Annotated in this window: 27 protein-coding genes; 11 read left to right on the top strand and 16 right to left on the bottom strand. The window is 67.9% G+C overall.

Going from position 1 to position 26,744, the window contains the following annotated elements; translation table 11 throughout:
- Positions 1-4: 4 nt before the first annotated feature.
- From AC1DY7_RS00760 to AC1DY7_RS00735, 6 genes are all read right to left on the bottom strand, one after another.
- Complete coding sequence (locus AC1DY7_RS00760) at positions 5-433, bottom strand: hypothetical protein (protein WP_477491734.1); 429 nt, start codon at positions 431-433, stop codon at positions 5-7.
- Positions 430-1,410 carry a porphobilinogen synthase gene (gene hemB, locus AC1DY7_RS00755; protein ID WP_477491733.1) on the bottom strand — a complete coding sequence of 327 codons (981 nt, stop codon included), beginning with the start codon at positions 1,408-1,410 and terminating at the stop codon, positions 430-432. Before hemB ends, AC1DY7_RS00760 begins: the two co-directional genes overlap by 4 nt.
- 14 nt (positions 1,411-1,424) lie before the next feature.
- On the bottom strand, positions 1,425-3,095 hold the full coding sequence (locus AC1DY7_RS00750; RefSeq protein ID WP_477491732.1) for a bifunctional uroporphyrinogen-III C-methyltransferase/uroporphyrinogen-III synthase: 1,671 nt from the start codon (positions 3,093-3,095) through the stop codon (positions 1,425-1,427).
- Positions 3,092-4,027 (bottom strand): hydroxymethylbilane synthase, encoded by a 936-nt coding sequence (gene hemC / locus AC1DY7_RS00745; RefSeq protein WP_477491731.1) that lies wholly within the window; start codon positions 4,025-4,027, stop codon positions 3,092-3,094. Before hemC ends, AC1DY7_RS00750 begins: the two co-directional genes overlap by 4 nt.
- Positions 4,024-5,370: a glutamyl-tRNA reductase gene (locus tag AC1DY7_RS00740; protein ID WP_477491730.1), complete on the bottom strand. Its 1,347-nt coding sequence runs from the start codon at positions 5,368-5,370 to the stop codon at positions 4,024-4,026. The genes hemC and AC1DY7_RS00740 overlap by 4 nt, the downstream gene beginning before the upstream one ends.
- A gap of 141 nt (positions 5,371-5,511) precedes the next feature.
- Positions 5,512-5,799 (bottom strand): glutaredoxin family protein, encoded by a 288-nt coding sequence (locus AC1DY7_RS00735; RefSeq protein ID WP_477491729.1) that lies wholly within the window; start codon positions 5,797-5,799, stop codon positions 5,512-5,514.
- An 80-nt stretch (positions 5,800-5,879) separates the two neighbouring features.
- Here AC1DY7_RS00735 and AC1DY7_RS00730 point away from each other — a divergent pair, with 80 nt between their 5' ends.
- Both AC1DY7_RS00730 and AC1DY7_RS00725 read left to right on the top strand, forming a co-directional pair.
- Entirely contained in the window at positions 5,880-6,701 is an 822-nt protein-coding gene (locus AC1DY7_RS00730; RefSeq protein WP_477491948.1) for an HAD family hydrolase, read from the top strand.
- 14 nt (positions 6,702-6,715) lie between these two features.
- Positions 6,716-7,243, top strand: a complete 528-nt coding sequence (locus AC1DY7_RS00725; RefSeq protein WP_477491728.1) for an FAS1-like dehydratase domain-containing protein — start codon at positions 6,716-6,718, stop codon at positions 7,241-7,243.
- 10 nt (positions 7,244-7,253) lie between these two features.
- Here AC1DY7_RS00725 and AC1DY7_RS00720 read toward each other — a convergent pair whose 3' ends face one another.
- From AC1DY7_RS00720 to AC1DY7_RS00680, 9 genes are all read right to left on the bottom strand, one after another.
- Positions 7,254-8,318, bottom strand: a complete 1,065-nt coding sequence (locus AC1DY7_RS00720; RefSeq protein ID WP_477491727.1) for a lysophospholipid acyltransferase family protein — start codon at positions 8,316-8,318, stop codon at positions 7,254-7,256.
- A gap of 48 nt (positions 8,319-8,366) precedes the next feature.
- Positions 8,367-9,455: an SDR family oxidoreductase gene (locus tag AC1DY7_RS00715; protein ID WP_477491726.1), complete on the bottom strand. Its 1,089-nt coding sequence runs from the start codon at positions 9,453-9,455 to the stop codon at positions 8,367-8,369.
- A gap of 27 nt (positions 9,456-9,482) precedes the next feature.
- On the bottom strand, positions 9,483-9,584 hold the full coding sequence (locus AC1DY7_RS00710) for a 30S ribosomal protein bS22 (RefSeq protein WP_003402602.1): 102 nt from the start codon (positions 9,582-9,584) through the stop codon (positions 9,483-9,485).
- A gap of 102 nt (positions 9,585-9,686) precedes the next feature.
- Positions 9,687-9,917 carry a cell division/environmental response transcriptional regulator gene (locus AC1DY7_RS00705; RefSeq protein ID WP_167156567.1) on the bottom strand — a complete coding sequence of 77 codons (231 nt, stop codon included), beginning with the start codon at positions 9,915-9,917 and terminating at the stop codon, positions 9,687-9,689.
- Positions 9,918-10,058: 141 nt separating this feature from the next.
- A complete protein-coding gene (proC, locus tag AC1DY7_RS00700) occupies positions 10,059-10,907 on the bottom strand; it encodes a pyrroline-5-carboxylate reductase (RefSeq protein ID WP_477491725.1) in 849 nt (282 codons plus the stop codon).
- Between the two features lie 84 nt (positions 10,908-10,991).
- Positions 10,992-11,801 (bottom strand): thioesterase family protein, encoded by an 810-nt coding sequence (locus tag AC1DY7_RS00695; protein ID WP_477491724.1) that lies wholly within the window; start codon positions 11,799-11,801, stop codon positions 10,992-10,994.
- The gene (locus AC1DY7_RS00690) at positions 11,798-12,643 is read right to left on the bottom strand and encodes a sugar phosphate isomerase/epimerase family protein (RefSeq protein WP_477491723.1); all 846 of its coding nucleotides are present in this window, start codon (positions 12,641-12,643) and stop codon (positions 11,798-11,800) included. The genes AC1DY7_RS00695 and AC1DY7_RS00690 overlap by 4 nt, the downstream gene beginning before the upstream one ends.
- Positions 12,644-12,647: 4 nt before the next feature.
- A complete protein-coding gene (locus AC1DY7_RS00685) occupies positions 12,648-13,745 on the bottom strand; it encodes an FUSC family protein (RefSeq protein ID WP_477491722.1) in 1,098 nt (365 codons plus the stop codon).
- On the bottom strand, positions 13,742-14,752 hold the full coding sequence (locus tag AC1DY7_RS00680) for a Ppx/GppA family phosphatase (RefSeq protein ID WP_477491721.1): 1,011 nt from the start codon (positions 14,750-14,752) through the stop codon (positions 13,742-13,744). Before AC1DY7_RS00680 ends, AC1DY7_RS00685 begins: the two co-directional genes overlap by 4 nt.
- Before the next feature lie 34 nt (positions 14,753-14,786).
- Here AC1DY7_RS00680 and AC1DY7_RS00675 point away from each other — a divergent pair, with 34 nt between their 5' ends.
- Both AC1DY7_RS00675 and AC1DY7_RS00670 read left to right on the top strand, forming a co-directional pair.
- The gene (locus AC1DY7_RS00675; RefSeq protein WP_477491720.1) at positions 14,787-15,575 is read left to right on the top strand and encodes a DUF3109 family protein; all 789 of its coding nucleotides are present in this window, start codon (positions 14,787-14,789) and stop codon (positions 15,573-15,575) included.
- Positions 15,576-15,929: 354 nt separating this feature from the next.
- The gene (locus AC1DY7_RS00670; protein WP_477491719.1) at positions 15,930-17,501 is read left to right on the top strand and encodes a sugar transferase; all 1,572 of its coding nucleotides are present in this window, start codon (positions 15,930-15,932) and stop codon (positions 17,499-17,501) included.
- Here AC1DY7_RS00670 and AC1DY7_RS00665 read toward each other — a convergent pair.
- Positions 17,498-18,448 carry an amino acid--[acyl-carrier-protein] ligase gene (locus AC1DY7_RS00665; RefSeq protein WP_477491718.1) on the bottom strand — a complete coding sequence of 317 codons (951 nt, stop codon included), beginning with the start codon at positions 18,446-18,448 and terminating at the stop codon, positions 17,498-17,500. The two genes, AC1DY7_RS00670 and AC1DY7_RS00665, sit on opposite strands and share 4 nt — an antisense overlap.
- Positions 18,449-18,819: 371 nt before the next feature.
- Here AC1DY7_RS00665 and AC1DY7_RS00660 point away from each other — a divergent pair, with 371 nt between their 5' ends.
- The 7 genes from AC1DY7_RS00660 to AC1DY7_RS00630 are packed head-to-tail and all read left to right on the top strand — an operon-like array spanning position 18,820 to position 26,744.
- Entirely contained in the window at positions 18,820-19,065 is a 246-nt protein-coding gene (locus AC1DY7_RS00660) for an acyl carrier protein (RefSeq protein ID WP_477491717.1), read from the top strand.
- A 13-nt stretch (positions 19,066-19,078) separates the two neighbouring features.
- On the top strand, positions 19,079-20,818 hold the full coding sequence (locus AC1DY7_RS00655) for an alpha/beta hydrolase family protein (protein WP_477491716.1): 1,740 nt from the start codon (positions 19,079-19,081) through the stop codon (positions 20,816-20,818).
- Entirely contained in the window at positions 20,815-22,173 is a 1,359-nt protein-coding gene (locus AC1DY7_RS00650) for a lipopolysaccharide biosynthesis protein (protein ID WP_477491715.1), read from the top strand. Before AC1DY7_RS00655 ends, AC1DY7_RS00650 begins: the two co-directional genes overlap by 4 nt.
- Positions 22,174-22,177: 4 nt before the next feature.
- Positions 22,178-23,530, top strand: coding sequence for an O-antigen polymerase (locus tag AC1DY7_RS00645; protein ID WP_477491714.1), 1,353 nt, complete (start codon positions 22,178-22,180; stop codon positions 23,528-23,530).
- On the top strand, positions 23,523-24,617 hold the full coding sequence (locus tag AC1DY7_RS00640; RefSeq protein WP_477491713.1) for a right-handed parallel beta-helix repeat-containing protein: 1,095 nt from the start codon (positions 23,523-23,525) through the stop codon (positions 24,615-24,617). Before AC1DY7_RS00645 ends, AC1DY7_RS00640 begins: the two co-directional genes overlap by 8 nt.
- A gap of 1 nt (position 24,618) precedes the next feature.
- Positions 24,619-25,704 (top strand): glycosyltransferase family 4 protein, encoded by a 1,086-nt coding sequence (locus AC1DY7_RS00635; RefSeq protein WP_477491712.1) that lies wholly within the window; start codon positions 24,619-24,621, stop codon positions 25,702-25,704.
- Positions 25,701-26,744 carry a glycosyltransferase family 4 protein gene (locus tag AC1DY7_RS00630; protein WP_477491711.1) on the top strand — a complete coding sequence of 348 codons (1,044 nt, stop codon included), beginning with the start codon at positions 25,701-25,703 and terminating at the stop codon, positions 26,742-26,744. The genes AC1DY7_RS00635 and AC1DY7_RS00630 overlap by 4 nt, the downstream gene beginning before the upstream one ends.

The following is a 26,744-nucleotide window of genomic DNA, read 5'->3' as shown; positions in this document are numbered from 1 at the left end:
CAGCCTAGCGGGTGAGGTATTCGTGGCTGTCCCGGCGGTGCAGCAAGAACACACCACCGGTGATCAGCACCGAACCGACGATGGCGCACACCGCGTACCCCACCGCCGCCGCCGAGCCCCGGTCCACGGTGAACAGACTGGTGATCGAATACATCACGGCGGTCAGGGCACCCGCGGTCAGCAGCGTGCGCGCCCACCGGTAGCCGGCGCGCATCAGCAGCGCGAAAGTCACCACCAGCGTGGTCATGATCACCAGCGACAACGCCGTGAACGCATAGGCCAGCCCCGCCGCCTTGGGTGCCGGTGCGGTGACGGTGTCGATGACGTTCGCGATCACCATCAACGGCAGCGCCGCCATCCAGAGCCAGAATCCCGTGTCGATGTCCTCGGGGCGCCCTTCCGGATGCTCGGTGGGCGTCTCAGGGGATGTCACGCCAGCCAACCGGCGACGTCGGCCGCCCAGTAGGTGAGCACGATGTCCGCCCCTGCCCGCCGGATACCGACCAGGGACTCCAGCGCCGAAGCCTGCAGATCGATCCAACCGTTGGCCGCCGCGGCGCAGATCATCGAGTACTCGCCGGAGATCTGATAGGCCGCCACCGGCACCGGGGAGATGTCCGCGGCTGCCCGCACCACATCGAGATAGCTCATCGCCGGTTTGACCATCACGATGTCGGCGCCTTCGTCGATATCGAGTTCGATCTCGTGCACGGCCTCGCGGGCATTGCCCGGATCCTGCTGATAGGTACGCCGGTCCCCCACCAGGCTGGAGGACACCGCCTCGCGGAAAGGGCCGTAGAACGCCGAGGCGAACTTCGCCGCGTAGGCCAGGATCGCGACGTCCTCGTGCCCGGCTTCGTCCAGGCCGTCCCGGATGGCCGCCACCTGACCGTCCATCATCCCGCTCGGACCGACCACGTGCGCACCCGAATGCGCTTGGGCCACAGCAAGCTTCACGTACTGGTCATTGGTGGCGTCGTTGTCGACGAGGCCGTGCGCATCGACGATGCCGCAGTGCCCGTGGTCGGTGAACTCGTCCAGGCAGGTATCGGCCATCAGCACGGTGGCATCACCGAGATCTGCGGCCAGATCCCGCAGCGCCACGTTGAGGATGCCGTCGGGGTCCACGCCCACCGAACCCGTCGGATCCTTGTCCTCGTCGCGGGGAACCCCGAACAGCATCAGCCCGCCGACCCCGGCGGCCACCGCGTCGGCGGCCGCGCGGCGCAGCGAATCACGGGTGTGCTGAACGACTCCCGGCATGGAAGCTATCGGGTGAGGCTCCGAGATGCCGTCGGCGACGAACATCGGCAGCACCAGATGCCTTGGCTCCAAGGTGGTTTGCGCCACCAGTCGACGGATGGCCGGGGTGGATCGCAGCCGACGCGGCCGATGCCGTGGAAAAGACACAGGACGGACTCCGCTTAGCGCCTGCGGCTCTTCTTGCGCGGCGGCGGCAGCGCACCTTCGGCACGCAACCGGGCGGCATGCTCGGCGAGCGCCTCCACCAGCGGGCCCACCGCGGCCGTCTCCGGCTGCACATCCACGCGCAGACCGAATTCCGCTGCGGTCTCGGCCGTCTTGGGACCGATACACGCCACGATGGTCCGGGCGTGCGGCTTGCCGGCGATACCGACCAGGTTACGGACGGTGGAGCTCGAGGTGAAGCAGACCGCGTCGAAACCACCGGTCTTGATCATCTCGCGGGTGTGCGCGGGCGGCGGGGCGGCACGCACCGTCCGGTAGGCCGTGACGTCCTCGATCTCCCAGCCACGTTCACGCAGACCCTCGGCCAGCGTCTCGGTGGCGATGTCGGCCCGCGGCAGCAGGACGCGGTTCACCGGGTCGAAGATATCGTCGTACTCCGGGAACTCGTCGAGCAGACCGAGCGACGACTGCTCGCCGACGGGCACCAGTTCGGGGTTGATCCCGAAGGCGCGCACCCGATCGGCGGTGGCCTGACCGACACATGCGATCTTCACACCGGAGAAGGCCCGGGCGTCCAGACCGAACTCGTTGAACTTGTCCCACACCGCACGCACGGCGTTGGTGGAGGTGAACACCACCCACTGGAACCGGCCGTCCACCAAACCCTTGACGGCCCTTTCCATCTGGGCCGGGCTGCGGGGCGGCTCGACGGCGATGGTGGGAACCTCGACCGGAAGTGCGCCGTGGCCGACCAGCTTGTCGCTCATCTCGCCGGCCTGATCCTTGGTGCGCGGGACCAGCACGGTCCAGCCGTACAGGGCCCGGCTCTCCCACCAGTTCAGCTTGGCGCGGTTGGCGACGGTCTTGCCGATGGTGACCACCAGCGGACCTGCCAGCGGGCCGGGAGTGCCACCGTTAACCTCGGCGGCCTGCTGAATTGCCTTGTCGCCCAGGCCCGAAAGCGTGGTCTCGACCGAATGCTGCTGGCAGGTGGTGCCGTTCGCGGTGACCACGGCGGGGGTGCCGTCGGACAGGCCGTACTCGATGAGCGTGCGCGCGGCGTCGGGCAGGTGCGATGCGGTGGCGTGCAGGATCAGCGGGCCGGGGGCCGCGGCCAGCGCCGCCCAGTCCACGTCACCGCGCACATCGGCGACGGTGTGTGACGAGCCCAGCGGCAGGCCCGCGTAGGTCGGCACCGCGGTGGTGTCCGGCAGGCCGGGCACGATCTCGAAGTTCAGGTGGGTGCGGGCCAGCGTGTTGACCTCGGTGATGACCGAATCGACCGACAGCGGATCACCGGCCACCAGGCGCACCACGTCGATGCCGTGCCGGGCCTCGTTGGCCAGTGTCTTGGCGACCTCGGCGGCATCGCCCAGCGCGGGCCGCACGTCGGGACCGCCGGGGATGATCGCGGGCACCGGCTCCGTGGTGCCGTCGGTGGTCACCGCTGCGGCCTCGGGCTGCGGGCCGGACGGCGGCGGCAGTTCGGCTCCGACCAGCGCCAGCACCGCGTCGGGTACGTCGGGGTCGGTGAACACCAGCGCGGCGTTTGTCAACACCGTCCGCGCCCGGCTGGTCAACAGACCGGGGTCACCCGGTCCGGAACCCACAAAGGTGATGCGGCCGGGCTTGGTCTTGCGGCCTCGGGTCGCTGCGTGCCCAGTCATCTGTCACTCCGCTCAATTGCCAACAGGTCTCGTGCACCCAGCTCGAACATCTCCGCGGCCACCGAGAGCCCCAGCTCCCGTGCCCGCTCGGGCGACCCGATGCCGGACGCACGGATCACGTCAGATCCGTCCAGCGCCGCCACGCAGCCGCGCAGCGACAGCTCTTCGAAGACCCGGCCTTCCTCGTCGATGGACTCGACCACTTCCGCGATCGCACCCACCGGCGCGGAACACCCCGCCTCCAGTTCGGCGAGCAGGGCTCGTTCGGCGGTGACCGCTGCGCGGGTGTCGGCGTCGTCCAACTCCGCCAGCACCGCGGCAAGGTCTGTGTCGCGTGCGCGGCATTCCACCGCGAGCGCGCCCTGAGCCGGTGCCGGCAACATCTGCACCGGCTCCAGGGACTCGGAGACATCGGCCAGCCGTCCGATGCGGGCGAGGCCCGCTCGGGCGACGACGACGCCGTCGAGATCACCGCTACTTACCCTGTTCAACCTGGTGTCTAGGTTGCCTCGTAGGGGGCGGATTTCCAAACCGAGACCCAGTGCTCTAAGCTGCGCCGCCCGGCGCGGGCTCGACGTGCCGATCACCGAGCCGGCCGGCAACTCACCCAGCACCAGTCCGTCGCGGGCCACCAGGGCATCCCGGGCGTCCTCGCGGCGCGGGATCGCGGCGATCACGAAGCGTTCATCTGGAGCGGTCGGCAAATCCTTGTAGGAATGAACGCAGACGTCGACCTTGTCGCTCGCCAAGGCCTCGCGCAGCGCGGCGGTGAACACCCCGACACCGATCTCGGCCACCGGGGCGTCCGACCGGTCGCCCTCGGTGCTGATGATCACCAGCTCGGCGGGATGTCCCAGCGCAATCAGGGCGTCGCGGATGGTGCCGGCCTGGGTGGTCGCCAGCAGGCTACCCCGGGTGCCGATCCGGATCACTGATTCTCGTTTTCGGTTGCGATCAAAGGCAATTCGCCGCCCGACACCGCGTCGACGGCTTGCGGGTCGAGCTCGAACAGTTCACGCAGGGCCTCGGCATAGCTGTCGCCACCGGGTGCCCCGGCCAGCTGCTTGACCCGCACCGTGGGGGCGTGCAGCAGCTTGTCGACGACGCGCCGCACCGTGCGGGCGACCTCGTCCCGATGGGCAGTGTCGAGCCCGGGCAGCCGGTTGTCCAGCCGCAGCAGTTCGGCCTCGACCACGTCGGCGGCACGCTGCCGCAGCGCCGTCACCGTCGGGGTGACCTCGGCCATCCGCTGGCTGGCCAGGTACTGGGCAACCTCGTTGGCGACGATGGCGCGGGCCGCTTCGGCGTCCGACGCGGCGCCGCGGGAGGCGGGCTCACGCTGGATCCGGTCCATGTCGATGACGTGCACACCGGGAAGTCCGGCGACGGCGAGATCGACGTCGCGGGGCATACCGAGGTCGCAGATCACCAGCGGCCGGTCCCCGGAACGCGCCGCGAGAGCGTGGTGCACGTCGGCCAGCGACACCACCGGGCGCACCGCGCCTGTGCTGCTCATCACCACGTCGGCGTCGACGAGAACCGTCGAGATGTCCTCGAGCACATGGGCATGGGCCTCGACACCGAGTTCGGCGATGTTGTCGGCCAGCCGGCGGGCCCGCGGTAGCGAGCGGTTGATCACGTCGATGCGTTCCACGCCGGCCCGCACCAGATGCTTGGCGGCCAGCGCGCCCATCGAGCCGGCCCCGATCACCGCGGCCGTCTTGCCGACCAATCCGTCCGGCAGCAGGCGCTTGGTGGCCATGTCCAGCGAGACCGAGACCACCGACGCGCCCGCGCTGTCGATTCCGGTTTCCGAGTGCACCCGCTTACCGACCGACAGCGCCCGCTGGGACAGTTCGTGCAAGGTGCGGCCGACGGTGTGGTTGGCCTCGGCGGAGGCGTAGGCGCGGCGGACCTGGCCCAGCACCTGCTGCTCGCCGATCACCAGCGAATCGAGGCCGCTGGTCACCGCGAACAGGTGCTCGACGGCGGCTTCCGCGTACCGGACGTAGGCATATTTGGTGAGGTCGTTGAGCCCCATCCCGCAGTGCTCGGAGAGCACCTGCCCGATCACCGACAGGCCACCGTGGAACGCCTCGACCACCGCGTAGACCTCGACCCGGTTGCACGTCGAGAGCACCATGGCCTCGGTCACCAGGGAGGACTGCAGGACCTGATCGATGATCTTGGCCTGATCGGACTCATCGGTGCTCAACTGCTCAAGCACGGATACCGGCGCGCTACGGTGCGAAACCCCGAATAGCAATACGCTCACGGCATCATCACCCTTGACACTTCCCGTCGCTTCGCTCGTCCAGGACGGTTCTACCCGTCGCTTCGCTCGCCCGGTACCGGGGTCCAAAGTATCCGTTTACCAGCCGTGCTACCAAATTCGCCGTAACGGTTCGGTGCATAGTCAGCGGACGGCGACGTCGGCGCGCAGTCGCTCCTCGTCCACCTCCCAGTAACTGTGCTCGACACCGTCGAGCAGCACCACCGGAACCCGGTCCCCGAACTCGGCGCGCAGCGTGGGGTCCCCGGCGGCCGCGGCGGCGTCGATGTCGGTCGCCTTCCACGTGAAGCCCAACTCGTCCGCCAGCTTGGCCAGGGTTCGCGCCGCACGTTCACAGATGCTGCACCCGGCGCGGGTGAGCAACACCACCTCATGGTCCACACCACCAGTATCGGCGGCGGGTCCCGACATCCGTGACTTAGGGTTGTCTGGTGTCCGAGTCCGGTGCCGACGATATCGACGGGGTCGACAGTGCCCTCGAGGACGCGGCGGTGCTGGCCGGGGAGGCCAGCGCCGAAATCGCCCTCACCCCGCCCCCACCGCCGCCGCCGGATCTGACCGCGGCCGCGTTCTTCGACGTCGACAACACCCTGGTGCACGGTTCGTCGCTGGTGCACTTCGCCCGCGGCCTGGCCGCGCGCAAGTACTTCACCTATCAGGACATCCTCGGAATCGTCTACGCGCAGGCCAAGTTCCAGTTCACCGGCAAGGAGAACAGCGACGACGTCGCGGCCGGGCGGCGCAAGGCGCTGGCCTTCATCGAGGGTCGTTCCACCGCCGAGTTGGCTGCCCTCGGCGAGCAGATCTACGACGAGATCATCGCCGACAAGATCTGGCCGGGGACCCGCGAGCTGGCCCAGATGCATCTGGATGCCGGCCAGCAGGTGTGGCTGGTCACCGCGACGCCCTACGAGCTGGCGGCCACCATCGCCACCCGGCTCGGCCTGACCGGCGCGCTGGGCACCGTCGCCGAATCCGTCGACGGGGTGTTCACCGGCCGGCTCGTCGGCGACATCCTGCACGGCCCGGGCAAAGCGCACGCGGTCCGCTCGCTGGCCATCCGGGAAGGCCTCAACCTGCGGCGCTGCACCGCATACTCGGACAGCTTCAACGACGTCCCGATGCTGTCGCTGGTCGGCACCGCGGTGGCGATCAACCCCGACGCCGCGCTGCGCGACGTTGCCCGGGAGCGCGGCTGGGAGATCCGCGACTTCCGCACCGCACGCAAGGCGGCCCGGATCGGCGTGCCATCCGCGCTGGCCCTGGGGGCGGTGGGCGGGGCGCTCGCGGCGGTCGCGTCCCGCCGCCGCTGATAAGCTCTGCCGCCATGGGCATTGCGGACAACATCGTCGGGACGCACTTCCGCTCCCCCGACTTTTTCGAGGTGGGCCGGGAGAAAGTCCGGGAATTCGCCAACGCCGTGCAGGATTTCCACCCGACGCACCACTCCGAGGACGCCGCGACCGAGGCCGGGCACGACGCCATCGTCGCCTCGCTGACCTTCCTCGCCGTGGCCGGCCGCCGGGTCCAGCTCGAGTTGTTCGACAACTTCGACATACCGGTCAATCTGGAGCGCGTGCTGCACCGGGACCAGAAGCTGATCTTCCACCGGCCCATCAAGGTCGGCGACAAACTGTGGTTCGACTCCTACCTGGACTCGGTGATCGAGTCCCACGGCACGGTGATCTGCGAGGTCCGGGCCGAGGTGACCGACGACGCCGGGGCGCCGGTGGCCACCAGCATCGTCACCATGCTGGGCGAGGCGGCGATCGACGAGGCCAACGAGATGAGCGCGCAGATCGCCGCCGCCCGCGACGCGGCGATCGCGAAGATGGTCGCCGGCCAGAAAGGCTGACGGCCGGTAACTAGCCGAGGAAGGTGTTCCGGCGGCCGGCCAGCAGCTGATAGAGGGTGTGCTGGATGGTCTCCCGCACATGGTCGGTCAGCTCGAAGGTCACCATCGGGTCCTCGGAGGCACCCTCGTCGTACCCCTCGGTGGAGATGGGTTCGCCGAACTGGATGTGCCATTTCGACGGCAACGGCACCACACCGAGCGGACCCGCCAGCGGGAACAGCGGCGTCACCGGGAAGTAGGGCAGCCCGAACAGTCGGGCCAGCAGCTTGATGTCGCCGATCTTGGGGTAGATCTCCTCGGACCCGACGATCGAGCACGGCACGATGGGCACCTGCGCCCGTATGGCCGCCGACACGAATCCGCCGCGACCGAAGCGCTGCAGTTTGTAGCGGTCCTTGAACGGTTTACCGAGACCCTTGAAGCCCTCCGGGAACACCGCGGTCAATTCACCCGCGGCCAGCAGCCGGTGCGCGTCGGAGGTGCACGCGACAGTGTGGCCCGCCTTGCGCGCGGCCTGCCCGACGACGGGCAGGTCGAAGACCAGGTCGGCGGCCAGCAGTCGCAGGTCGCGGTTGAGCGGGTGATGGTCGTGCACGGCCACCGAGGCCATCAGGCCGTCGAACGGCAGCACGCCCGCATGGTTGGCCACTATCAGGGCGGCGCCGTCGAGCGGAAGATTTTCGATCCCGCTGACCTCAACGCGGAACCACGACTTGAAAAACACTCGCAGTAAAGGCATTACGACCGAGTTGGTCAGATGCGGGTCGAAGCCGAACTCGTCGACGGTGTAGTCACCGGTCATCCGTTTGGTGACGAAATCGGCGATTGCCGTGATGGCCCTGGACAGTTCGTTGGGAGTGTCCTGCTCATCGCCTGTTACGGCGCCACGGTGCTGGTCGATCTCCCGGACGACCGCGGCGATCTGCTCGGCCGAGGCGCGGGTACCAGGATCCGTCAGCAGTGAGGGATGTCGGCGGGCGCTGTCCGCGCGCTGCGCGGCCCTGCGCTGCGCTGCTGCCGAACGACCCGAATTCGAGTGCAGCGGAATCACTTTGGCTTTTGATTCACCCGACACGTCGCTACCTTCTCCCCGCCCCGGTTGGAGTGTCCGACCCGACTGACGCTAACGTCCCCATCGCTGCGCAACAGAAGTGGCCCGGCTCTCCACTGAGCGTACCCACTTCGGGTCGATGATCGGCGTCAATCCACGGCCACGCACGTAGTCGTCGAATGCCTCCACAGTCGTCCACTTCGGGCTGTAGCCTAAGTCGTTGCGCATGCGCGCGGTGTCCATGACCCGGCCATAACTCAAGTAGTTCAACTGCTCGCGATCGAGCTCAGTGTAACTGGTTGCACGCCTCAGCGAATCGACGACTTGGAGCGCCGAACGCGGTACCGGCAGTGCCACCCGTCCGGACCGGCGGATGGCCTGGCTCATCATGATGATGCCCGAGCCGCCGACGTTGAAGGTGCCCGCACGGCCGGCCATGGTGGCGCGTTCCAGAATGCCGAGCGCATCCTGCTCGTGCAGGAGCTGCAGGCGTGCGTCGTGACCGAGCACCGAGGGCACCACCGGACCGGCCAGATACCGGGACAGGGCGGTATCCATCGCCGGGCCGATCATGTTGGCCAACCGCAGGATGGTCAGCGCGATGTCGGGCCGTCGCCTGGCCAGGCCACGCGCGTACCCCTCGATGTCGATGCTGTCGCGGGCGAAGCCCTCCCCGAGGGGCCGGCGTGCGCTGCCGTCCTCGGTGAACAGCACCGGATCCCGAGCGCTCGCCCCGTACACCTCCGAGGTGGACTTGAGCACCACCCGCCGCACGGTCGGAGCCTTCTGACATGCCGCGAACAACTGGATCGCGCCCATGACGTTGAGCTCTTTGAGCGTGGCCCTGCCACCGGCCCGTGGTGCATAGGACGCCGCCGCGGCATGCACGACGGTGTCGACGTTGCCGTTACGGATGACCTTGGCGATGAAGGGGTTGCGGATGTCGGCGCGGACGAACTCCGCGCGCCCCATCCGCCGCAACAGATCCTTGCTCGGAGCGATGGCGTCGACCGCGATGACGTGGTCGATCGCCGGATTCTGGGCAAGGCGCGCCGTCAGGTAACCACCGAGAAACCGGCACGCACCGGTGACCAGCACCACCTTGGGGTGGTGCGTGGCGTCCCTGGTGTCATTGCCGTCGCCGGATCCCTGCGTATCCATCGGGCGAGCCTACCGAGAAGCTAGAAGCTACTTACCGAGTTTTCTGCGCTGAACCCGCGTACGGCGAAGCAGCTTGCGGTGCTTCTTCTTCGACATGCGCTTACGCCGCTTCTTGATAACTGAACCCATGAACTCCGCTACCTACGAAAAATGAAGGAACTGACCGGCCTACTTTACCCAGGAGACCGGTGAATGAAGAAAACGCGTCCTGCCCGCGAAGGCGGGAAGACCTCAGCCTGCGCTGAAGTACGACGTCTCCAGGAGGTCGTGAACCGCCTTCGCGTGGACGCGGAACGACCGCCCGACCCGCACCGCCGGCAGTTCGCCGTTGTGCACCAGTCGGTAAACCGTCATCTTGCTGACCCGCATCAGGCTGGCCACTTCGGCAACGGTCAAAAATTGAGCTTTAGGCTGGCCATCGCCAGCCGAATCCCGCGCCGATGGCCCGTTCATTGACGTCATCGCAACCCAATCCTTAAGGCACGGCCAGTTCCAGCGGCTTCCCCACCGTTGGCACGAACGCGTGCATACACGAGGAGAATAGCGTGGCCATTGGGGTTATTGCGACGGGTGTGGGGTAATCCGTCCGAAATTCCTGAATTACTAAGATGTAATTCCTAGCTGCTCAGAGCGTGTTTTCGCAGCTGCCACCGCGTCTGCCACCGCAGACCGCAGCCCGCCACGCTCGAGTTCACGCAGCCCAGCCGCGGTGGTACCACCCGGTGAAGTCACGATAGCCCGCAACTGTGCCGCCGTGGTGTCCAATGCGGCATCTGGTGCGCTGTCCAGCCGGTCCAGCAGCATCGCCGCCGATCCGGCCATCGTCTGCGCCACCAGATCGGTGGCGACCCCGCGCGGCAGTCCCTGGGCGACGCCCGCATCGATCAGCGCCTCGACCATCAGGAAGAAATACGCCGGGCCGGACCCCGATACCGCCGTGACGGCATCGAGCTGGGTCTCCGGCACCGTGATGACCCCGCCGACGGTGTCGAAGATCGTGGCGACGTCCTTCAGTTGCGCCTCGGTGGCATAGCGGCCCCGCGACAGCGCACTGACGCCCCCACCGACCACCATGGGGGCGTTCGGCATCACCCGGATCACCGGGGCGCCCGCGGGCAGCTTGGACTCGTAGAACGACGTGCTGACGCCCGCCGCCACACTCACCACGACTTGTTCGGCACTGTTGTCCTCGGCCTTGCCCACCGCTTCCGCGATCTCGCCGATCGCCGCCTCCACGTCAGCGGGCTTGACCGCCACGATCACGTAGGTGGCGTTCTCGGCCGCGTCCGCCACCGAGGTGACCAGCACCGAGTAGGTGTCGGCGAGATACTGGGCACGTTCGGGAAACTTCTCCGCGACGGACAGGTCCTTGACCTGACGGCCGGCTCGCAGCAGACCCGAGAGCAGCGCTTCGCCGATACTGCCCCCGCCGATGATTGCAATCCTTGGCACGGGTCAAAGCATTGCACGGAGCCGGGTCAGGGCGCTGCATTGAAAGGCGCCCTCGTCAGGGCGCTTTATTGAACGGCGTCCTCGTCAGGGCGCTGTCGGCACGAGCGCGAGTTGCCGCGACTGCACCACGATGCGTCCCTCGCAGTCGACCACGATGTGGTCCTCGTCGAACCACTCCTGACCGATCTGGGTAGTCGTGCACAACACCCGCAGCCACCCGTCGGCCGGTAGCGCCCGCACAAAGGCCGTCAGCTGGACCGTGGGCGCCCAACCGAACCGGTTGACGCCGAAGGTGACCGGAGCCGACACGTCGCCGCACAGCAGGGCGAACAGCACGTCGGGCGCCGCTCCCCTGGGCCGGACCCAGTACTCGATCACCGGCGGCCCGCCGTCGGCGCGCGGCGCCATGGTGGTCAGCGACGGCCGGATGTCACAGCCGCGGGACAGGTGCACGATGTCGGCCATGGGATGCCCCGGCCCGATCGGCTCCAGTCCCGGCGGCGGCTCCGGCGTCATCAAAGGAACCACCGGATTGACCGAAAGAAGCGGTGGCACAGCATGTTCGGGCACACCGAGGGTGATGGTCGCCCGCACGGCAACCCGCTCCCCCTGGCGCAACTCGACGTCGATCAGGCTGATCCGGCGGCCGCGCTTGACGACGTTGGTGTGCACCTGCAGCGGGCCCGGATCGGGCGCCCACAGGAAATTGCCGGACACCGCAATGGGTTCGGTGCCCGGCACCGAGAGTTCGGCCCGTGCCGCGTTCGCACACAGCGCCAGCATCGCCCCACCGTGCACCTTGGGGCCGATGGTCCAGTTCTCGTCGAGCACCCCGTGATACACACCGGCACCCGCCGGCGTCAGTGCCATCGCTTCGCTGAACAGAACCGTCATCGCAGCAGGTGCTCCCTGGCGAAGGTGAGCGACTCGACCAGCAGGGCCTCACGGTCGGCGGCGGTGCGGGCCTGGGAGGTGGTGACCTCGAGGATGACGTGCCCGGTGAAATCACTGGCGGCCAGCATCCGGCAGACCTCGGCCGCGGGCTGGGTCCCGCGTCCGGGTACCAGGTGCTCGTCGGTCGAGGCGCCGCTGCCGTCGCACAGGTGCAGATGGGTCAAACCCGAGCCCATCCGCTGCGCCATCTCCAGGGCATCGGTACCCGCGGTCGCACTGTGCGACAGATCGAGGGTGTAGTGCGCGTGGCCGCCGTCGAGAGGGTCATAGGACGGCGCGAAGGCCGAGATGGCCGGGCCGGGATGGCCGCCGCGTTTGCGCATCCGCTCGATCGACGGCTGCCCGGTACCCCAGAACCGGTCGGCCCGGAACGGGAACATGTTCTCCACGGCGACCAGCACATCGCTGCTGCTCTCCAATTCGGCGACCTGCTCGGAGAACCCCTCGGCGTACCGGCGCTGCCAGCGGAACGGCGGATGAACGACGACGGTCTGGGCGCCCAGCTGCTCGGCGGCGCGCACACTGCGCTCCAGTTTGGAGATCGGATTGGCCCCCCACACCCGCTGCGAGATCAGCAGGCAGGGGGCGTGCACCGACAGCACAGGGATGCCGTACCGCTCGGACAGCTTCACGACGGCGTCGATGTCCTGGCTGAGCGGTTCGGCCCACACCATCAACTCGACCCCGTCGTAACCCAGGCGGGCGGCGTAGTCGAAGGCCGCCTCGGTCCGCAGCGGGTACACCGAGGCAGTCGAAAGACCGACCTTGATGGCAGGGCGCACCGGGTCAGGTGGACTGCAGCAGGGCCAGCGGCCCGAGCGTGACCAGCGCGCCGACCGCCACCGCGATCAGCGTGCTGGCGACGTCCTCGGTCCTGCGCACCACGCGGACCCCGACCACCAGTCCCAGGATGACCAAGACCGACAGCACCAGGGCGACGATGTTGTTCCATTTCCAGAGCTGGTCGAAGGCCACGAACAAGCCGGCGCCGAACGCGACGGCGAAGATGCTCTGCGCGACGATCCACACCCCGCGCAGGAACGGCGAACCCGTGGAGTCCCGGTCCTCGTCGAGGTCCTCGTCGGATTCCTCGGTGACGACGGCGGTGTCGGCCAGCGTGACCGCTGCATCCGCATCCGCGGGCCCGTCGAGGTCGATGTCCTCGGGCCCGGGGGTGCGGGGCCGCCGGGCCAGATCGTCGGCGACGGTGTCCCCGCCGAAGAGGGTGCCCGAGGACGAGCGCAGGTAGGACGGGAACGCGGCGGTCGCAGCGCCGGCCGCGGCGGCATCGGCCGCGACCTCGTCGTCATCGTCGTGCAGCGGATCCGGGCTCATCTCCTCGGCCCCGCCCGCCGGCAGCGCGGCCGAACGCCGCAGGCCGTGGTGGGTTCGACGGGCGCGCGGATCGAAGACCAGCGGCTCGAAGTCGGCGTCGCGCTGTTCGACGTGCGCCTGGTAGTCGGCCTCCGCTGCCGTGGCCGCCGGCTCGGGTTCGGCGCTGACATCCGCCGGTTCCTCGGTGATCGTCTCGGCCGTGTGGCCTGCCTCGACGGGTTCCGGCTCGACGGTTTCCGGCTCGGCCGTCTCCTGCTCACCGTCGCTGACGTGCGGCTGTTCCAGCACGGACTGCGCTTCGACATGCCCGTTGGGGGTGTCGGTGTCGGTGTCTGGTTCGGCGTCGGTGTCGATCGCCTGGTGCTCGTCGGTGTGGAAGTTGACGATCGGGATCTCACCGGTCAACTCGGCCACCGTCACGGCATCAGCGTTGCCACGCCTGCGACGGCGGCGGCCACCGGGCGCCGGAGCGCCGATGGATCCGTTCTTGGCCAGCAGCTCCGCCACCGAGATGGGGCGGGTGCTGGTGGTGTCGTTCGGTTCGGTCATCGTGTGTTGCCTTTGGGCCGGGCAGTGCGGGATACCGATGCTGACGCTGGTGACAATGCGGTCTCCACCAAGGCTGTGCCGTCGGCCTCACTGTCGAGTTTCCGCAGAATCAGCCCTTCTCGCAACGCCCAGGGACAGATCTCCACCGTCTCGATACCCAGCGCGCGCATGCTCGCTTCAGCTACCAGCGCACCGGCCACGATCTGTGGCGCCCGTTCGGCACTCACCCCCTCCAGCTCGGCTCGGTCGGCCGTTGTCATCCTAGAGATGAACGCTATGAGCTGCCGCAATCCCGCCGTGGTCAGCGTGCGTTTGGCCCGCGGACCCGCCGCAGACGGCGCCGCGCCGGTGAGCCGGGCCAGCGAACGGAACGTTTTCGAGGTGGCCACGGCCAGGTCGGGCCTGCCCGCGGCCTGGATGGTCGAACCGGCCTCCGACATCTCGGTGGCCAGCCAGTCCCGCAGCGCCGCGACCTTGCGCCGGCCCGGCGGGTCCTCGGCCAGCCACTCCCTGGTCAGGCGTCCCGCTCCCAGCGGCAGCGAGAGCGCGACGTCGGGCTCCTCGTCGACGCCGCTGGAAAGCTCCAGCGAGCCGCCACCGATGTCGATGTTGATGATCCGGCCCGCACTCCAGCCGTACCAGCGGCGCACCGCCAGGAAGGTCAGCCGGGATTCGTCGACCCCGCTGAGCACCCGAAGGGACACCCCGGCTTCGGTCTGCACCCGGGCCAGCACGTCCTCGGAGTTGGTGGCGTCGCGGACCGCGGAGGTGGCGAAGGCCATCAACTCCGCGCAGCCCGAACTGGTGGCGATACTCGCGAACTCGGTGACGGTGTCCACCAGCTTGTCTGCACCCTTGCGGGTCAACTTTCCGGACTGGTCGATCGACTCCGCCAGCCGCAGCGCAGCCTTGGTGGAGCTCATCGGGGTGGGGTGCCCGCCACGGCGCGCATCCACCACCAACAGGTGAACCGTATTGCTGCCTACGTCCAGCACGCCCAATCGCACGCGCACCACGTTAGTGGGTTTACCGTTTACTTCCGTGAGCACATCGCACGTCGGCGGTTTGGGGAACGAGGTCGAACTCGACTTTGCCCGCGAATGGGTGGAGTTCTTCGACCCCGAGAATCCCCAGCACGTCATCGCCGCGGACCTGACATGGCTGCTGTCGCGATGGACCTGTGTCTTCGGCACCCCGGCCTGCCAGGGCACGGTGGCAGGCCGGCCGGACGACGGTTGCTGCTCGCACGGGGCGTTCCTGTCCGACGACGATGACCGCGCCGCCCTGGACGACGCGGTCAAGGCATTGACCGCCGACGACTGGCAGTTCCTGGACAAAGGGTTGGGCCGCAAGGGATATCTCGAACTCGACGAGTACGACGGCAAACCAAATCTGCGCACCCGGAAGTACAAGGGCGCGTGCATCTTCCTGAATCGGCCCGGATTTGCCGGTGGCATCGGCTGCGCGTTGCATAGCAAGGCACTGAAATTGGGCGTAGAACCGCTGACGATGAAGCCCGAGGTCTGCTGGCAGCTGCCGATCAGGCGCACCCAGGAATGGGTGACCCGCCCGGACGGCACCGACATCCTCAAGACCACGATCACCGAGTACGACCGCCGCGGCTGGGGCGAAGGCGGAGCCGACCTGCACTGGTATTGCACCGGCGATCCGGCGGCCCACGTCGGCGCCCGGCCGGTGTGGGAGTCCTACGGACCCGAGCTCACCGAACTCCTGGGTGAGAAGGCCTACGCGGAGCTTGCCGCCATGTGCCGGCGTCGCGGCGGGCTCGGGCTCATCGCCGTACACCCGGCCACGCGCGCGGCCGAGTAGCTCGGCAGGCCGGTCGGGCTTCGCCACAGCGACCGTCTCCCAAGATCGGGACAGATCAGCCAGGCGATCCCGAGGCTTTAGCTCAGCAATTTATTGACGCGGCGCCAGGTCATTTGTCCACTTCCGCGATTGCGCAGGTCAGAGCCCCACGTGGCAACGCTTTGCTCACCTAACCAATACTTTCCGTACCGATTAGTAACTTTGCTACATCTGCACGAGTAAACATTTTGCAGTGGTTGGTGTCACACGCCGAGCGGTTGCCCAGGTTGCTTACCGCAGCTACTCTTCGTAGCTATTGCACGCCCGTGCGTGCACCGAGAAGCAGATGCTTCACGAACAGACAAGGTGCACGCCATGACCCAGATCGAGCTGGCCGGACCTGTGGGAACACCGTTACCGCAGTTCAAAGCCCTCCGTCAGATGTTCGTCCCGGACGCCGGCGAGAGCCGGCGCGCAGGCCGGGGCGGGCAGCGCAGCGCTGTCTCCCAGGCCGAGACCCGGCGCAAGAACTTCGCACGCAAGATCAAATTCGGCGATGCGCTCGTTATTTGCTGTGTTCTCGTCCTCAGTCACTTTTTCGTTCTCGGCGACGAACCGGCTCGACTCGGCCTCGGCCACCTCGGTTCCGGTGACGTGAGCTATCGCTGGGTGTCGCTGGGGCTGGCCGTCGTGTGGCTGGGCTTCCTGTCGCTCGGCAGCCGCTCACCCCGGGTCACCGGCCGCGGCACCGACGAGTACGTGATCCTCGGCTTCGCCACCTTCCAGGTGTTCGGCCTGCTGGCGATCTCGTCCCTGCTGCTCAAGATCGACGTCTCGGGCCGCTACCTGCTGGTGGCGCTGCCCCTAGGCCTGCTCGGCCTGATGCTCAACCGGTTCGTCTGGCGCCATGTCGGCGCGCGCCGCCGCCGGCGCGGACTGGACCAGGCCTCCCTGCTGATCGTCGGGTCCGAAGCCGCGGCCGGTGACATCGCCAAGGAGGTCGCCAAGGATCCCTGGGCCGCCTATCACGTCGCCGGAGTCTGCACCCCGGCCGGCCCGACCGGCACCAACGACGCCATCGTCGTCAACGGCGAGGCCGTCCCGATCGTCGGGGTCGACCAGGCCGTGCTGGATGCCGTGGCACGCACCGGTGCCGAGTCCGTCGCCCTGGCCGCGACCGATCACCTGCGTCCCATCGAGATCCGGCGCCTGATGTGGGAACTGGAAGCCGTCGGTGTCGACCTGATGATTGCGCCCGGCCTGATCGATGTGGCCAACCAGCGGCTGATGAGCCGTCCCGTCGCCGGCATGGCGATGCTGGAAGTGGCCAAGCCGCAGTACAGCCGCGCCAACTCACTGCTCAAGCGTGGCTTCGACATCGCCTTCTCGACGCTGGCGCTGCTCGCGGTGTCGCCGATGTTGATCGCCGCCGCGTTCGCGGTGAAGCTGACCAGCGCGGGCCCCGTCTTCTACCGGTCCGAACGGATCGGGCTGGACGGCAACGAATTCCAGATGACCAAGTTCCGCAGCATGGTCGTCGATGCGGACACGATGATGGCCGACCTGATCGCCAAGAACGGCGGCGGCGCCATGTTCTTCAAGCTCAAGGACGACCCCCGCATCACCCGTGTTGGAAAGTTCCTGCGCAAGTTCAGCATCGACGAACTGCCGCAGTTCTTCGACGTCCTTCGCGGCGACATGAGCGTGGTCGGCCCGCGTCCGCAGGTGCGCCGCGAAGTGGATACCTACGACGATCTGATGAGCCGTCGACTGGCGGTCAAGCCGGGACTGACCGGGCTGTGGCAGGTCAGCGGTCGCTCCGACCTCGAGGTCAGCGACGCGGTGCGCCTCGATCTGTCCTATGTCGAGAACTGGTCGATCATGCAGGACCTGATGATCATCGCCAAGACGGTCAGCACCGTCCTCAAGGGCGACGGCGCGTACTAGATCCCCAGCGCCCCAAGCACTTCGGGCTGCCAGGACGGAGGTTCGAAACCATGCTGCCTCATCATCGCCAGCGCGATTCGTTCCATACCGAATCCGACACACGCGCTGTGCGCGACCGCGCCGTCGGCCGTCCGCAGCCCGAAGGTCTCCCCGAAGTGGTCTCGGTGGCAGTTCGCCGAGACCACGGCGGTGCCGTCGTCCAGGTCACCGTAGAGCCGGACCACCAGTTCGGTCTTGAGCCCGTCGTCGCGCTGATTGGCCGCGAGCATCTTTCCGGCCCTGCCGAAGAACGGGTCGTTCGCCGCGACGGCGCCTGCCGTCAAACCGAGGCTGCCGAGCACCTCCAGACCGTGTCCCACCCACGAATCCCGGTGCTGTTCGGCCTGTTCGGGTGTGCCCACCGCCACGAATTCATGCATCCGGAAGGCCTGCATGCGGGCCGGGTCGACGGCGGGTTCGTGCCGGAAGCAGAAACCGTAGACGTCCAGCAGCACGCCGGAGTCCTCGATGACGCTGGGCAGGGTGGCGTAACTGGGGTGGCAGGCCGCCGACACCAGCATCGTCCCGGCGGGGTGCAGGTGGCCGTCCCACGGCCGTCCGGCGTCGCGGTCGGCGAGCAACGCCCGGTGCCCGGCGTTGTCGCCGGTGAAGGTGGACACCGCACCGGTGAGGTTCGGGAAGGACGCGATGTAGTCGGTCTTCTCGAACGCTTCCCGCGGGTAGATCGGGGGGTAGCGGCGCACGGCGGCGCGGTCGCCGTGCACCGAGTGGCCCTTGCCACGCACCACCGCGTCGATGCCTTCGATGACATCCTCGAAAACGCCGCTCCGGCCGTACAAGCCGTCGATGCCCAACGGGATGAGCAGTCCCGCCGCGACGAGATCGTCCCTGAACTGGCTGCGGGCGGATTCGAGCGCCTCGGCACGGGCACTGTCGGAGCCGGTCATCGGCTCATCTTGCCATCCAACCGGCGACTGCCGAAGGGCACCGAGCCATCGGCGCGTCCCGGTCGCAAAACGTCGATGCAAGCGGAATTTACTTTGCTAAAAACGCGCATTGGCGTCAATATTGCCACGCCAGGGCGATTGTGACACATCCCTCACCCCACCGCGCCGCGCCGGTGAACCCGGCTCAACTGCAGCCTATTTCAGCATGTCAGGGCGATTTCATCCCGGAGATCGGACCTGTCGCGATGGTCAGGCGGCCCGGTTCGAGGGCTCTCCACGCGATCTCCCGATGTTCAGATTTGATTGGCAAAGTAAGTAGCCATGATAGCGTCAGCAAACGAAATCGAAGCGCAGAATTGAGGATGGTCACCATGCATGATCGAATTCGTGCAGTACTGGCAACCTACGGACGGATGCCTGCCGACGCGCAGGGCATCGCGGCCGACGCCGACCTCTACGACCTCGGACTGTCCTCGCACGCATCGGTGAACGTGATGCTCGCGCTGGAGGACGAGTTCGACATCGAGTTTCCCGATGACGCGCTGAACAAGACGACGTTCGCGACGATCATCAGCATCGAGCGCGCGGTCTGCCAGCTGACCGCCGCCGCGGCCTGACAGCGGACGCCCCATGAGCGTCTCGAGCGAAACCCCCACCTTCTTCGGCCCCGCCGAATCCCCGCTGTTCGGTGTCGTGCACCTGCCCGCGGACAACCGCGTGCGCGGTGGTGTCGTGATCTGCGGATCGCTCGGCAAAGAAGGTATGGACAGCATCCGGTTCCAACGGATCCTCGCCGATGATCTGGCCCGGATCGGCTACGCCGTGCTGCGCTTCGACTACCTCGGCACCGGAGATTCGGCGTACGGGCACCACCGCGACGACGCCGTCTCGACGTGGTCGCTCAGCATCCGCCACGCCGCCGACTACCTTCTCGCCGCCGGCGCCCCGACGGTGTCTGCCGTCGCGCTGCGCGCCGGTGGACTGCTGGTCGACCACGCCATCGCCGCGGGGGCACCGATCGGCCGGGTCGCCTACCTGGACCCGCCGGCATCCGGGCGGCGCCACCTGCGCGAGCAGTCCACCTTGTTCCGGTTCACCGTCGGCTCCGACGCCGTCCAGGACGGCATGGTGTCGATCATCGGCGCGCGGCTGAGCGAACGCGCCGCACAGGCGTTCACCGCCCTGCGACTCACCGGGCCGGTCAGCGGAGCCGACCAACTCTTCGTCGTGCGCCCGGACGACACCACCCGGTTCGCCGCCGCCGACCCCACTCGAGTCATCACCGCCCCCGGACTACCCGAGTTCGCGCAGACCGCCGACGTCGTCGTCGCGATGCCGATGGCGGCCCTGAACACGATCGTCGCCTGGTTCGGCGCCGGCGCCGGCGCCCGCACGCTGGTACGCCCGCAGTACGTCACCGCCGCGAAGATGCCTGTCAGCAGCCCCGAAGGTCCCGTCCACGTGCTGGAGACCATCGAATCGGTCGGCCCCAAGGGACTGTTCGCCATCAGGACGCGCCCGGTGCGCAGCGCCCCCGGCGAAGGCCGGGTCGTGTTGTTCTTCGCGACCTCCAACGACTCACACATCGGGCCCGCGCGCGGCTGGGTCGAACTCGCCCGGCAGATCGCCGTCGGCGGCGCACAGGCTTTCCGGTGGGACGCCGCCGGTCTGGGCCAGTCACCGGACATCGTCCGGGGCCAGTGGCAGCCCATCTACTCGTCCCGTCGCATCGTCGACGGCAACGCCGCGGCCCGGCACGCGGCCCGCGATCCCCGCCAACTCTGCGTCGTCGGAATCTGCTCGGGCTCCTGGTACGCCGCCCACACGGCCCGCGAACTGGGTGTCGAGTCCGCGCTGCTGGTCAACGCAGGCAGCTGGGGCTGGCAGTCGGGCGCCTGGGCATGGCAGTGGAACGTCCGGCGCGACATCGTCACCGCCGCCGCGGATCGTGGCGCGGCGTCCCCCACCGCACCGACTCAAGGGCAGCCATGGCCGTTGCGCAAACGGCTCATCGAAATGCTCAAGCCCACCCGAGACCGGCTCAAGGTGCTCATCCGCACCCACCTGCCCCGCCCGCTGCTGAAACTGCTCGGCCGTGCCGGGGTGGCCCAGGTGCCGGAGGTGCTGCTGAACCCGCTGCTGCACAACGACACCCAGACCGTGCTGATGTTGTGCCCGTTCGACATCGACCAGTTCACCGAATTCGACGGATTCGCCACCGTGCGACGACTGCAGGAGGCGGGCCTTCCGGTGCGTACCGTGGAACTCGAGGGCGGCGACCACGCCGCGTACCACCAGGCTGTCCTGGACGGTATCCGCGACGAACTGCTCGGGCCGCCGTGCCGGCAGAACCTGGCGCTGGGCACATGAGCGCGGACCACAACGGCGCCAAATCCGAACTGCGCCGCAGCTTCTCCTCACGTGTCCTGGCGGCGGCCGTCGGCATGGTCGCGACGTTCCTGTTGACCGTCATCGTCGTCCGCTTCCTGAACACGCGCGACGCGGCCGCATTCTTCGGCGTGCTCGCTGCCCTGCCCATCGGCTCCATCGTCGGCCGGGTCGGCCTGGGCAACAACGTCGTCCGGCTGATCCCGTCCGAACCGGACCCGGAACGCAAGCGCATGATCGCCGGCACCCATCTGCGGGCCACCTTCCTGATGACCCTGCCGACCGCGCCGATCATCGCCCTGTGCGCGACGGCCGGACTGATCGGTCATTCGAATTTCGTGCCCGCGCTACTGCTCACCTCATTGATGGTGCTGATCGAATCCATCCGGATGATGTTGAGCGACATCTACTCTGCGGTAGGGCGGGTGTTCGCCTCGGTGGCCACCACCCACTATCTGCGCAGCATCGTCGTACTGCCGGTGGTCGCCGTCGTCGCGTTCTCCGTAGCCCAGCCCACGCTGGTCGAGATGCTGCTGGCCTACACCGCGGTGTCAGCCGGGCAGGTGCTCATCGCGCTGGTGGCGGGACGCTCCGACATCGCGCTGCGCCACACGCCCGGCCTGGCTTCGTTGCGCCGGACAATCGCTTCGGGCGCACGGCTGTTCACCCTCGAACTGACCGCCTTCCTCATCGTGTCGGGCACCATCTGGCTGTCCAACGCGGCACTGCCCCCGCACGACGCCAAGCTGTACGCCGTCGCCACCACCATCGCCATCCAGGTGACCATCCTGGAGAGCCTGGCCGCCACCGCGGTGCTGCCACCCGCGGCCCGGATGTGGGTGGCCGACCGTAAACCCGAAGTGCTGCGGATGCTGTCCAATCTGGCGACCGTGAACACCGTCATCACCACGACCGTCGTGCTGATGCTCGTGTTCTTCGGCGGGTTCTTCCTGGAACTGGCCTACGGGCCGGGACTGCGCGATGCGAACATCCTGCTGGTCATCCTGGCCGTCGGTGGTATTCCGCAGGCCGCCCTGAGCGTAAACACCTCGCTGTTGATCATCGCCGGACATCTCGACGCCGTCTGCCGCACGTCATTGATCGTGCTCGCGCTGGTCGTTCCCGGTGCCATCGCGGCGGCGCTGCTGGGTGGCGCGCTACCGCTGGCGATCGTGGCCGCAGCCGGCCTGTCCGCCCTGTACATCGGGCAATGGTTCACCGCCAGGCGCATTTTCGGTGACACCCCGAAACCGCGTTGGCACGTGGCCACCGCCGCACGCGAACTGGTCAGCGAACGTGGCGAGGCCGCCGAACCGGTCACGGCTCCGGTGGTGTGACGCCATGCCCACCCTGACCACCGTTGGCCCGACGGCACCGTCGCGTCCGGTGACCTCGGCCCGGCCCAGCCTGTGGTGGCTGTCCCCGGTAGCGATCGCGCTGGTCATCGGTGCCGCGTCGATCATCCCGACCGCCATGGTCGGGGACGAGAAGTTCCGCACCCTGTGGCGGACGCCCAAGGCCATCACATCCGAGACCCTGCTGCTGTTCGGTTGCGGCGCCATCGCACTGGCTTTCGGCGCAGTCGTCGCGTTCGCGTTCTACGCGGCACCCAAGCCGCAGGCCGCGCGGTGGCCGGCGCTGGATGACGGCACCCTGGCCCTGCTGAGTCGCGCCAGTACCGTGCTGACCTCACTGACGGTCACCGGCTACGTCGGCTTCTGCTTCCTGATCCTGCGCTCGGGCCTGTCGCCGGCCCAGCTGTTCGCCGGATCGGAGGACAACGGATACCTTCCCGCCAAGGATGCCATCGGCACGCTGCCCGGCGTGACCACCATGACGCAGCTCGGCATTGCCGCGGTTGTCGTCGCGACAACCGTTGTCGTGCAGAAGTTCTCGTGGTTCGAGCTGAGCAAGATCCTGATCGTCATCGGACTCGCGGTACCGCGCGCCTACATCTACGCCGAGCGGCTGGCGATCCTGGAACTCGTCATCCCGGTGAGTGTCATCGTCGCCGCGCACCTGTCGGTCGGCCGACGGGCCCAGCGTGCCACCGCCCGGTTGCTGCCGCTGGCGGGCCTGGTCCTGGTGGTCGTCGTCTTCAGCGTCTTCGAATACAACCGGTCGTGGACGTACTACCGTGCCCACGGCCAGTCCTCGTTCGTCGAGTTCGCGCTGAGCCGGCTGGCGGGTTACTACGTCACCGCGCTGAACAACGGGCAGTTGATCCTGTCGCACCTGAACTGGCCGGGGCGCTGGCCCTTCGACACCATGGACGGGTTCTGGAGCGCCCCCGGCATCGAACAGTTCGGGCTCTACGAAAAGCTCAGCGGCAACCCGTCGCCGTATCAGCGGGGCAACGTCTCGCCGTACTTCGACATGCTGGCCCAGTTCGGCAATCCCGAATTCAACAACCAGAGCGGCTACGTCGGGCCGTTCATCGACTACGGCTGGATCGGCGGGCTGATCTTCATGTTCGCCGCCGGTCTGATCGCCGGCCTGCTGTACCGCCAGTTCTGCCACGGCAAGCCGCTCGGCCTGCTGGTGTACCCCATCTTCTTCGTCGGCCTCGTGGAGATGCCGCGCTACGTGTACTGGGGTCAGGGCCGGGCCACCTACGCCTGGCTGGCGATCGTCATCATCCTGGTGATGCTGCATCGCCGCCGCAACAAGGTCCGGCTGGTACGCCATGCGTAAAACAGTTCAGGCACTGGTTGTTTCGGTGCTGACCGTGGCGATGGTCGCGTGCCAGACCTCGCGGTCGACCAGCGACCCGACGCAGGACGACACGGCCAGCCTGCAGGGCATGCTCAATGCCCTGCGACCCGGCGACACCCTGACCCTGGAACCCCGCGTGTACGAACACAGCGGAGTCCTGACAGTGCGGGTCCCCGGGGTGCACATCGACGGCAACGGCGCCACCCTTGCGGCCACCCACGACGAGACATCGGCCGTGCAGATCCTGGCTGACGGTGTGCAGTTCACCAACATCCGGCTCACCGCCCCCGCCGAGGGACCGCGGCTGACCGCCCTCGACGAGCACAAGCTGGTGATCGGCGCCGATGACGTCGCGGTGTCCCACATCAACATCGAGGGTTCAGCTGCCGCAGGCATTTTCGTCAACGGCGCGCAGCACTTCGCCATCCACGACGTCACGGTGCGCGGTACCCGCGCGGACGGCGTGCACATGACCAATGGTGCAGGCAACGGCGTCGTCGACGACGTGCGCACCGACCAGACCGGCGACGACGGCGTGGCAGTGGTGTCCTACGCCGCCGATCCGGCCAGCTGCCACGACATCACGGTCAGCAACGTGCACGTGGGCAGTACCCGGTGGGGACGCGGGATCACCGTGGTCGGCGGCGCCAACATCACCATGCGGGCGTTCACCGTCGCCAACACCGACTCCGCCGGGGTTTACGTTGCCACCGAAGGTGATCCGTACTTCACCCGGACCGTGGACAACGTCAGCATCTCGGGCGGCACCATCACCGGGGCCAACCGCAACCCCGACATCGTGCAGGGCGCCGTCCTGGTGGCGGCCGAGCACACCGGGACCGAGATCAACAACGTGTCGATCTCCGATATCAGCATCGCCGCCACCCCGTCGTCGGCCCAGCGCGACGTCGCTATCTACACCAAGGCCGGCACGCTGCGCGGCATCCGGATGCGCGACATCTCACTCGACGACACCGATCTGACCCCTTTCGTCTCCAACGCCGACGCCGGCTCCTTCGCCTTGCTGGGCTGGACGGCCGGCGGCAAACCCCTCGAGGTGAACTGACATGACCCAGACCGACGTCGCAACAACGAAGATCGTCCACGTCACCGAATCCTTCGCCAGCGGAACCGCCTCGGCCATCGGCGATTTCGTGCGCAACTACCCCGACGCCGAACACCACCTGGTGTACACCCTGCGCGAGGAGGCGCTGGTGGACCCCCGTGAACTGGAGCAGTTCGTCACCGCCACGCCGATGCCCGCGGGCACGCTGGCCCGGGTGCGCTTCGTCCGGCGTCGGCTGCGTGAGATCCGAAAAGGCTTCGACGGCACGGTGATCACCCACGCGCACTCCAGCAAGGCCGGGGCGTACGTGCGCGCCGCGGTGCGCAGGTCCGACCGGTTGCCGCTGGTCTACACCCCGCACTGCTATGCCTTCGAGCGGCTCGACATCGGCTGGAAGTCGCGCCAGGTCTACCGTGCGCTGGAATGGATCCTGTCCTTCAACACCTCGGCGTACGGGGCGTGCTCGCCCCGCGAGGCTGAGCTGTCCCGGTGGCCGGTCAGCGCACCCCGGGTGCACAGCGTGCCCAATGTCACCCCGCCGGAAGTGGCCCCAGAGGACCGCGCCCACGACGACCGCCCGCTGCGCATCGTGGGCAACGGCAGGCTCGGCCCGCAGAAGGACCCGGAGTTCTTCGCCGCAGCCTTCGCCGCCGCCGCGAAGGCCCACCCCGGCATCGAGGCCATCTGGGTCGGCGGTGGCGACGAGCAGTACATGAACACCCTGCGGAACTCCGGGGTCGAGGTCACCGGTTGGCTGCCCAGGACCGAGGCGCTGCGCGCGATGTCCTCGGCCGACCTATACCTGCACACCGCCCGCTGGGAGGGCTTCCCCATCTCGATCATGGAAGCCGCCAGCATGGGACTGCCGGTGGTCTCCCGGCGCCAGCCCTACATCCATGGCGTCGACCTGCCCGTGACGATCGATGATCCCGACGATTTCGTCTCGGCGGTAACGCAATTGCAGGGCAGCGACGCTCTGGACAAGCTGCGCAGGCGCACCCGTGAGGCACTGGCCGAGAACACCGACGCCGGCCAGCGGGTCGCGCTGCGCGCGCTGTACGGTCCGCTGCACGGGGCCCGGTCATGACGCAGCTCCATGTGAACGGCAAGTGGCTGGCGCAGCGACTCACCGGAACCCAGCGCTACGCCACCGAGATCGTGCGGGCGATCCTGGCCACCGACTCCGTGGATCTGGTGATCCATGTGCCGGCCGGGGTGGACATCCCCGGATATCTGGACCATCCCCGGGCCAGGATCCGCCAGGTCGGCGTCAAAGGCCAACTGTTCGAACAGGTTTACCTGCCCGCGGCCACCGCGGGGCGGCTGCTGCTCAACTTCGCGGGCCCGGCCCCACTGCTGAAGCGCCGCCAGCTGGTGACCATGCACGACGCCACCCCGTTCCGGTATCCGCAGACCTTCACCAAGACCTTCGTCCGGTCCTACCTGGTGGTGTACTACCTGCTGGGGCGGATCGCGCAGCGGCTGGTGACGGTATCGCATTTCAGCGCAGGCGAACTCGACGACGTACTGGGCATCCCGGAGGACCGCTTCGTGGTCGCCGGCTGTGCCGCCGACAGTCTCACCGGCGTCGAGCCCGTCCGGCCCGAGATCGAGGGTTCCGGCGGCTTGGATGGCGAGTTCTACCTCGTGGTGGGAACCCTTGCGGTGCACAAGAATCTGGTCGCACCGGTGCAGGCGGTGGCCGAGTCGGGCCGCAAGGTCATCGTGGTCGGGGCTTCGGGCAACCGGCAGGTGTTCTCCGCCGCCTCCGAGTTGACCGGAAACGCGGTCGTGGCCGGGCACCTGTCCGACGCCGAACTGGCGTGGCTGTACCGCAACGCCAACGCGCTGATCTTCCCGTCCAAGTACGAGGGTTTCGGTCTTCCGCCCCTGGAGGCCCAGTCACTCGGGTGCCCGGTGGTGACGTCGCGGGCGGCGTCGCTGCCCGAGATCGCCGGTGACGCAGCGCTTTTCTTCGACCCTGACGACCACGTGACGCTGCTGGCCGAACTGGACCGGCTGGAGTCCGATGCCGGCCTGTCCGAGAGCCTGCGGGCCCGCGGCCTGGTCAATGCGAAGCGTTACTCATGGGATGAGTCGGCGCGGACCATCCTGGCCGCGCTGTAG

This window comes from Mycobacterium sp. P2_H7, assembly GCF_056403275.1.
Note: the sequence above shows the minus strand (reverse complement) of the source record. Positions and strands in the feature narration are given on the sequence as shown.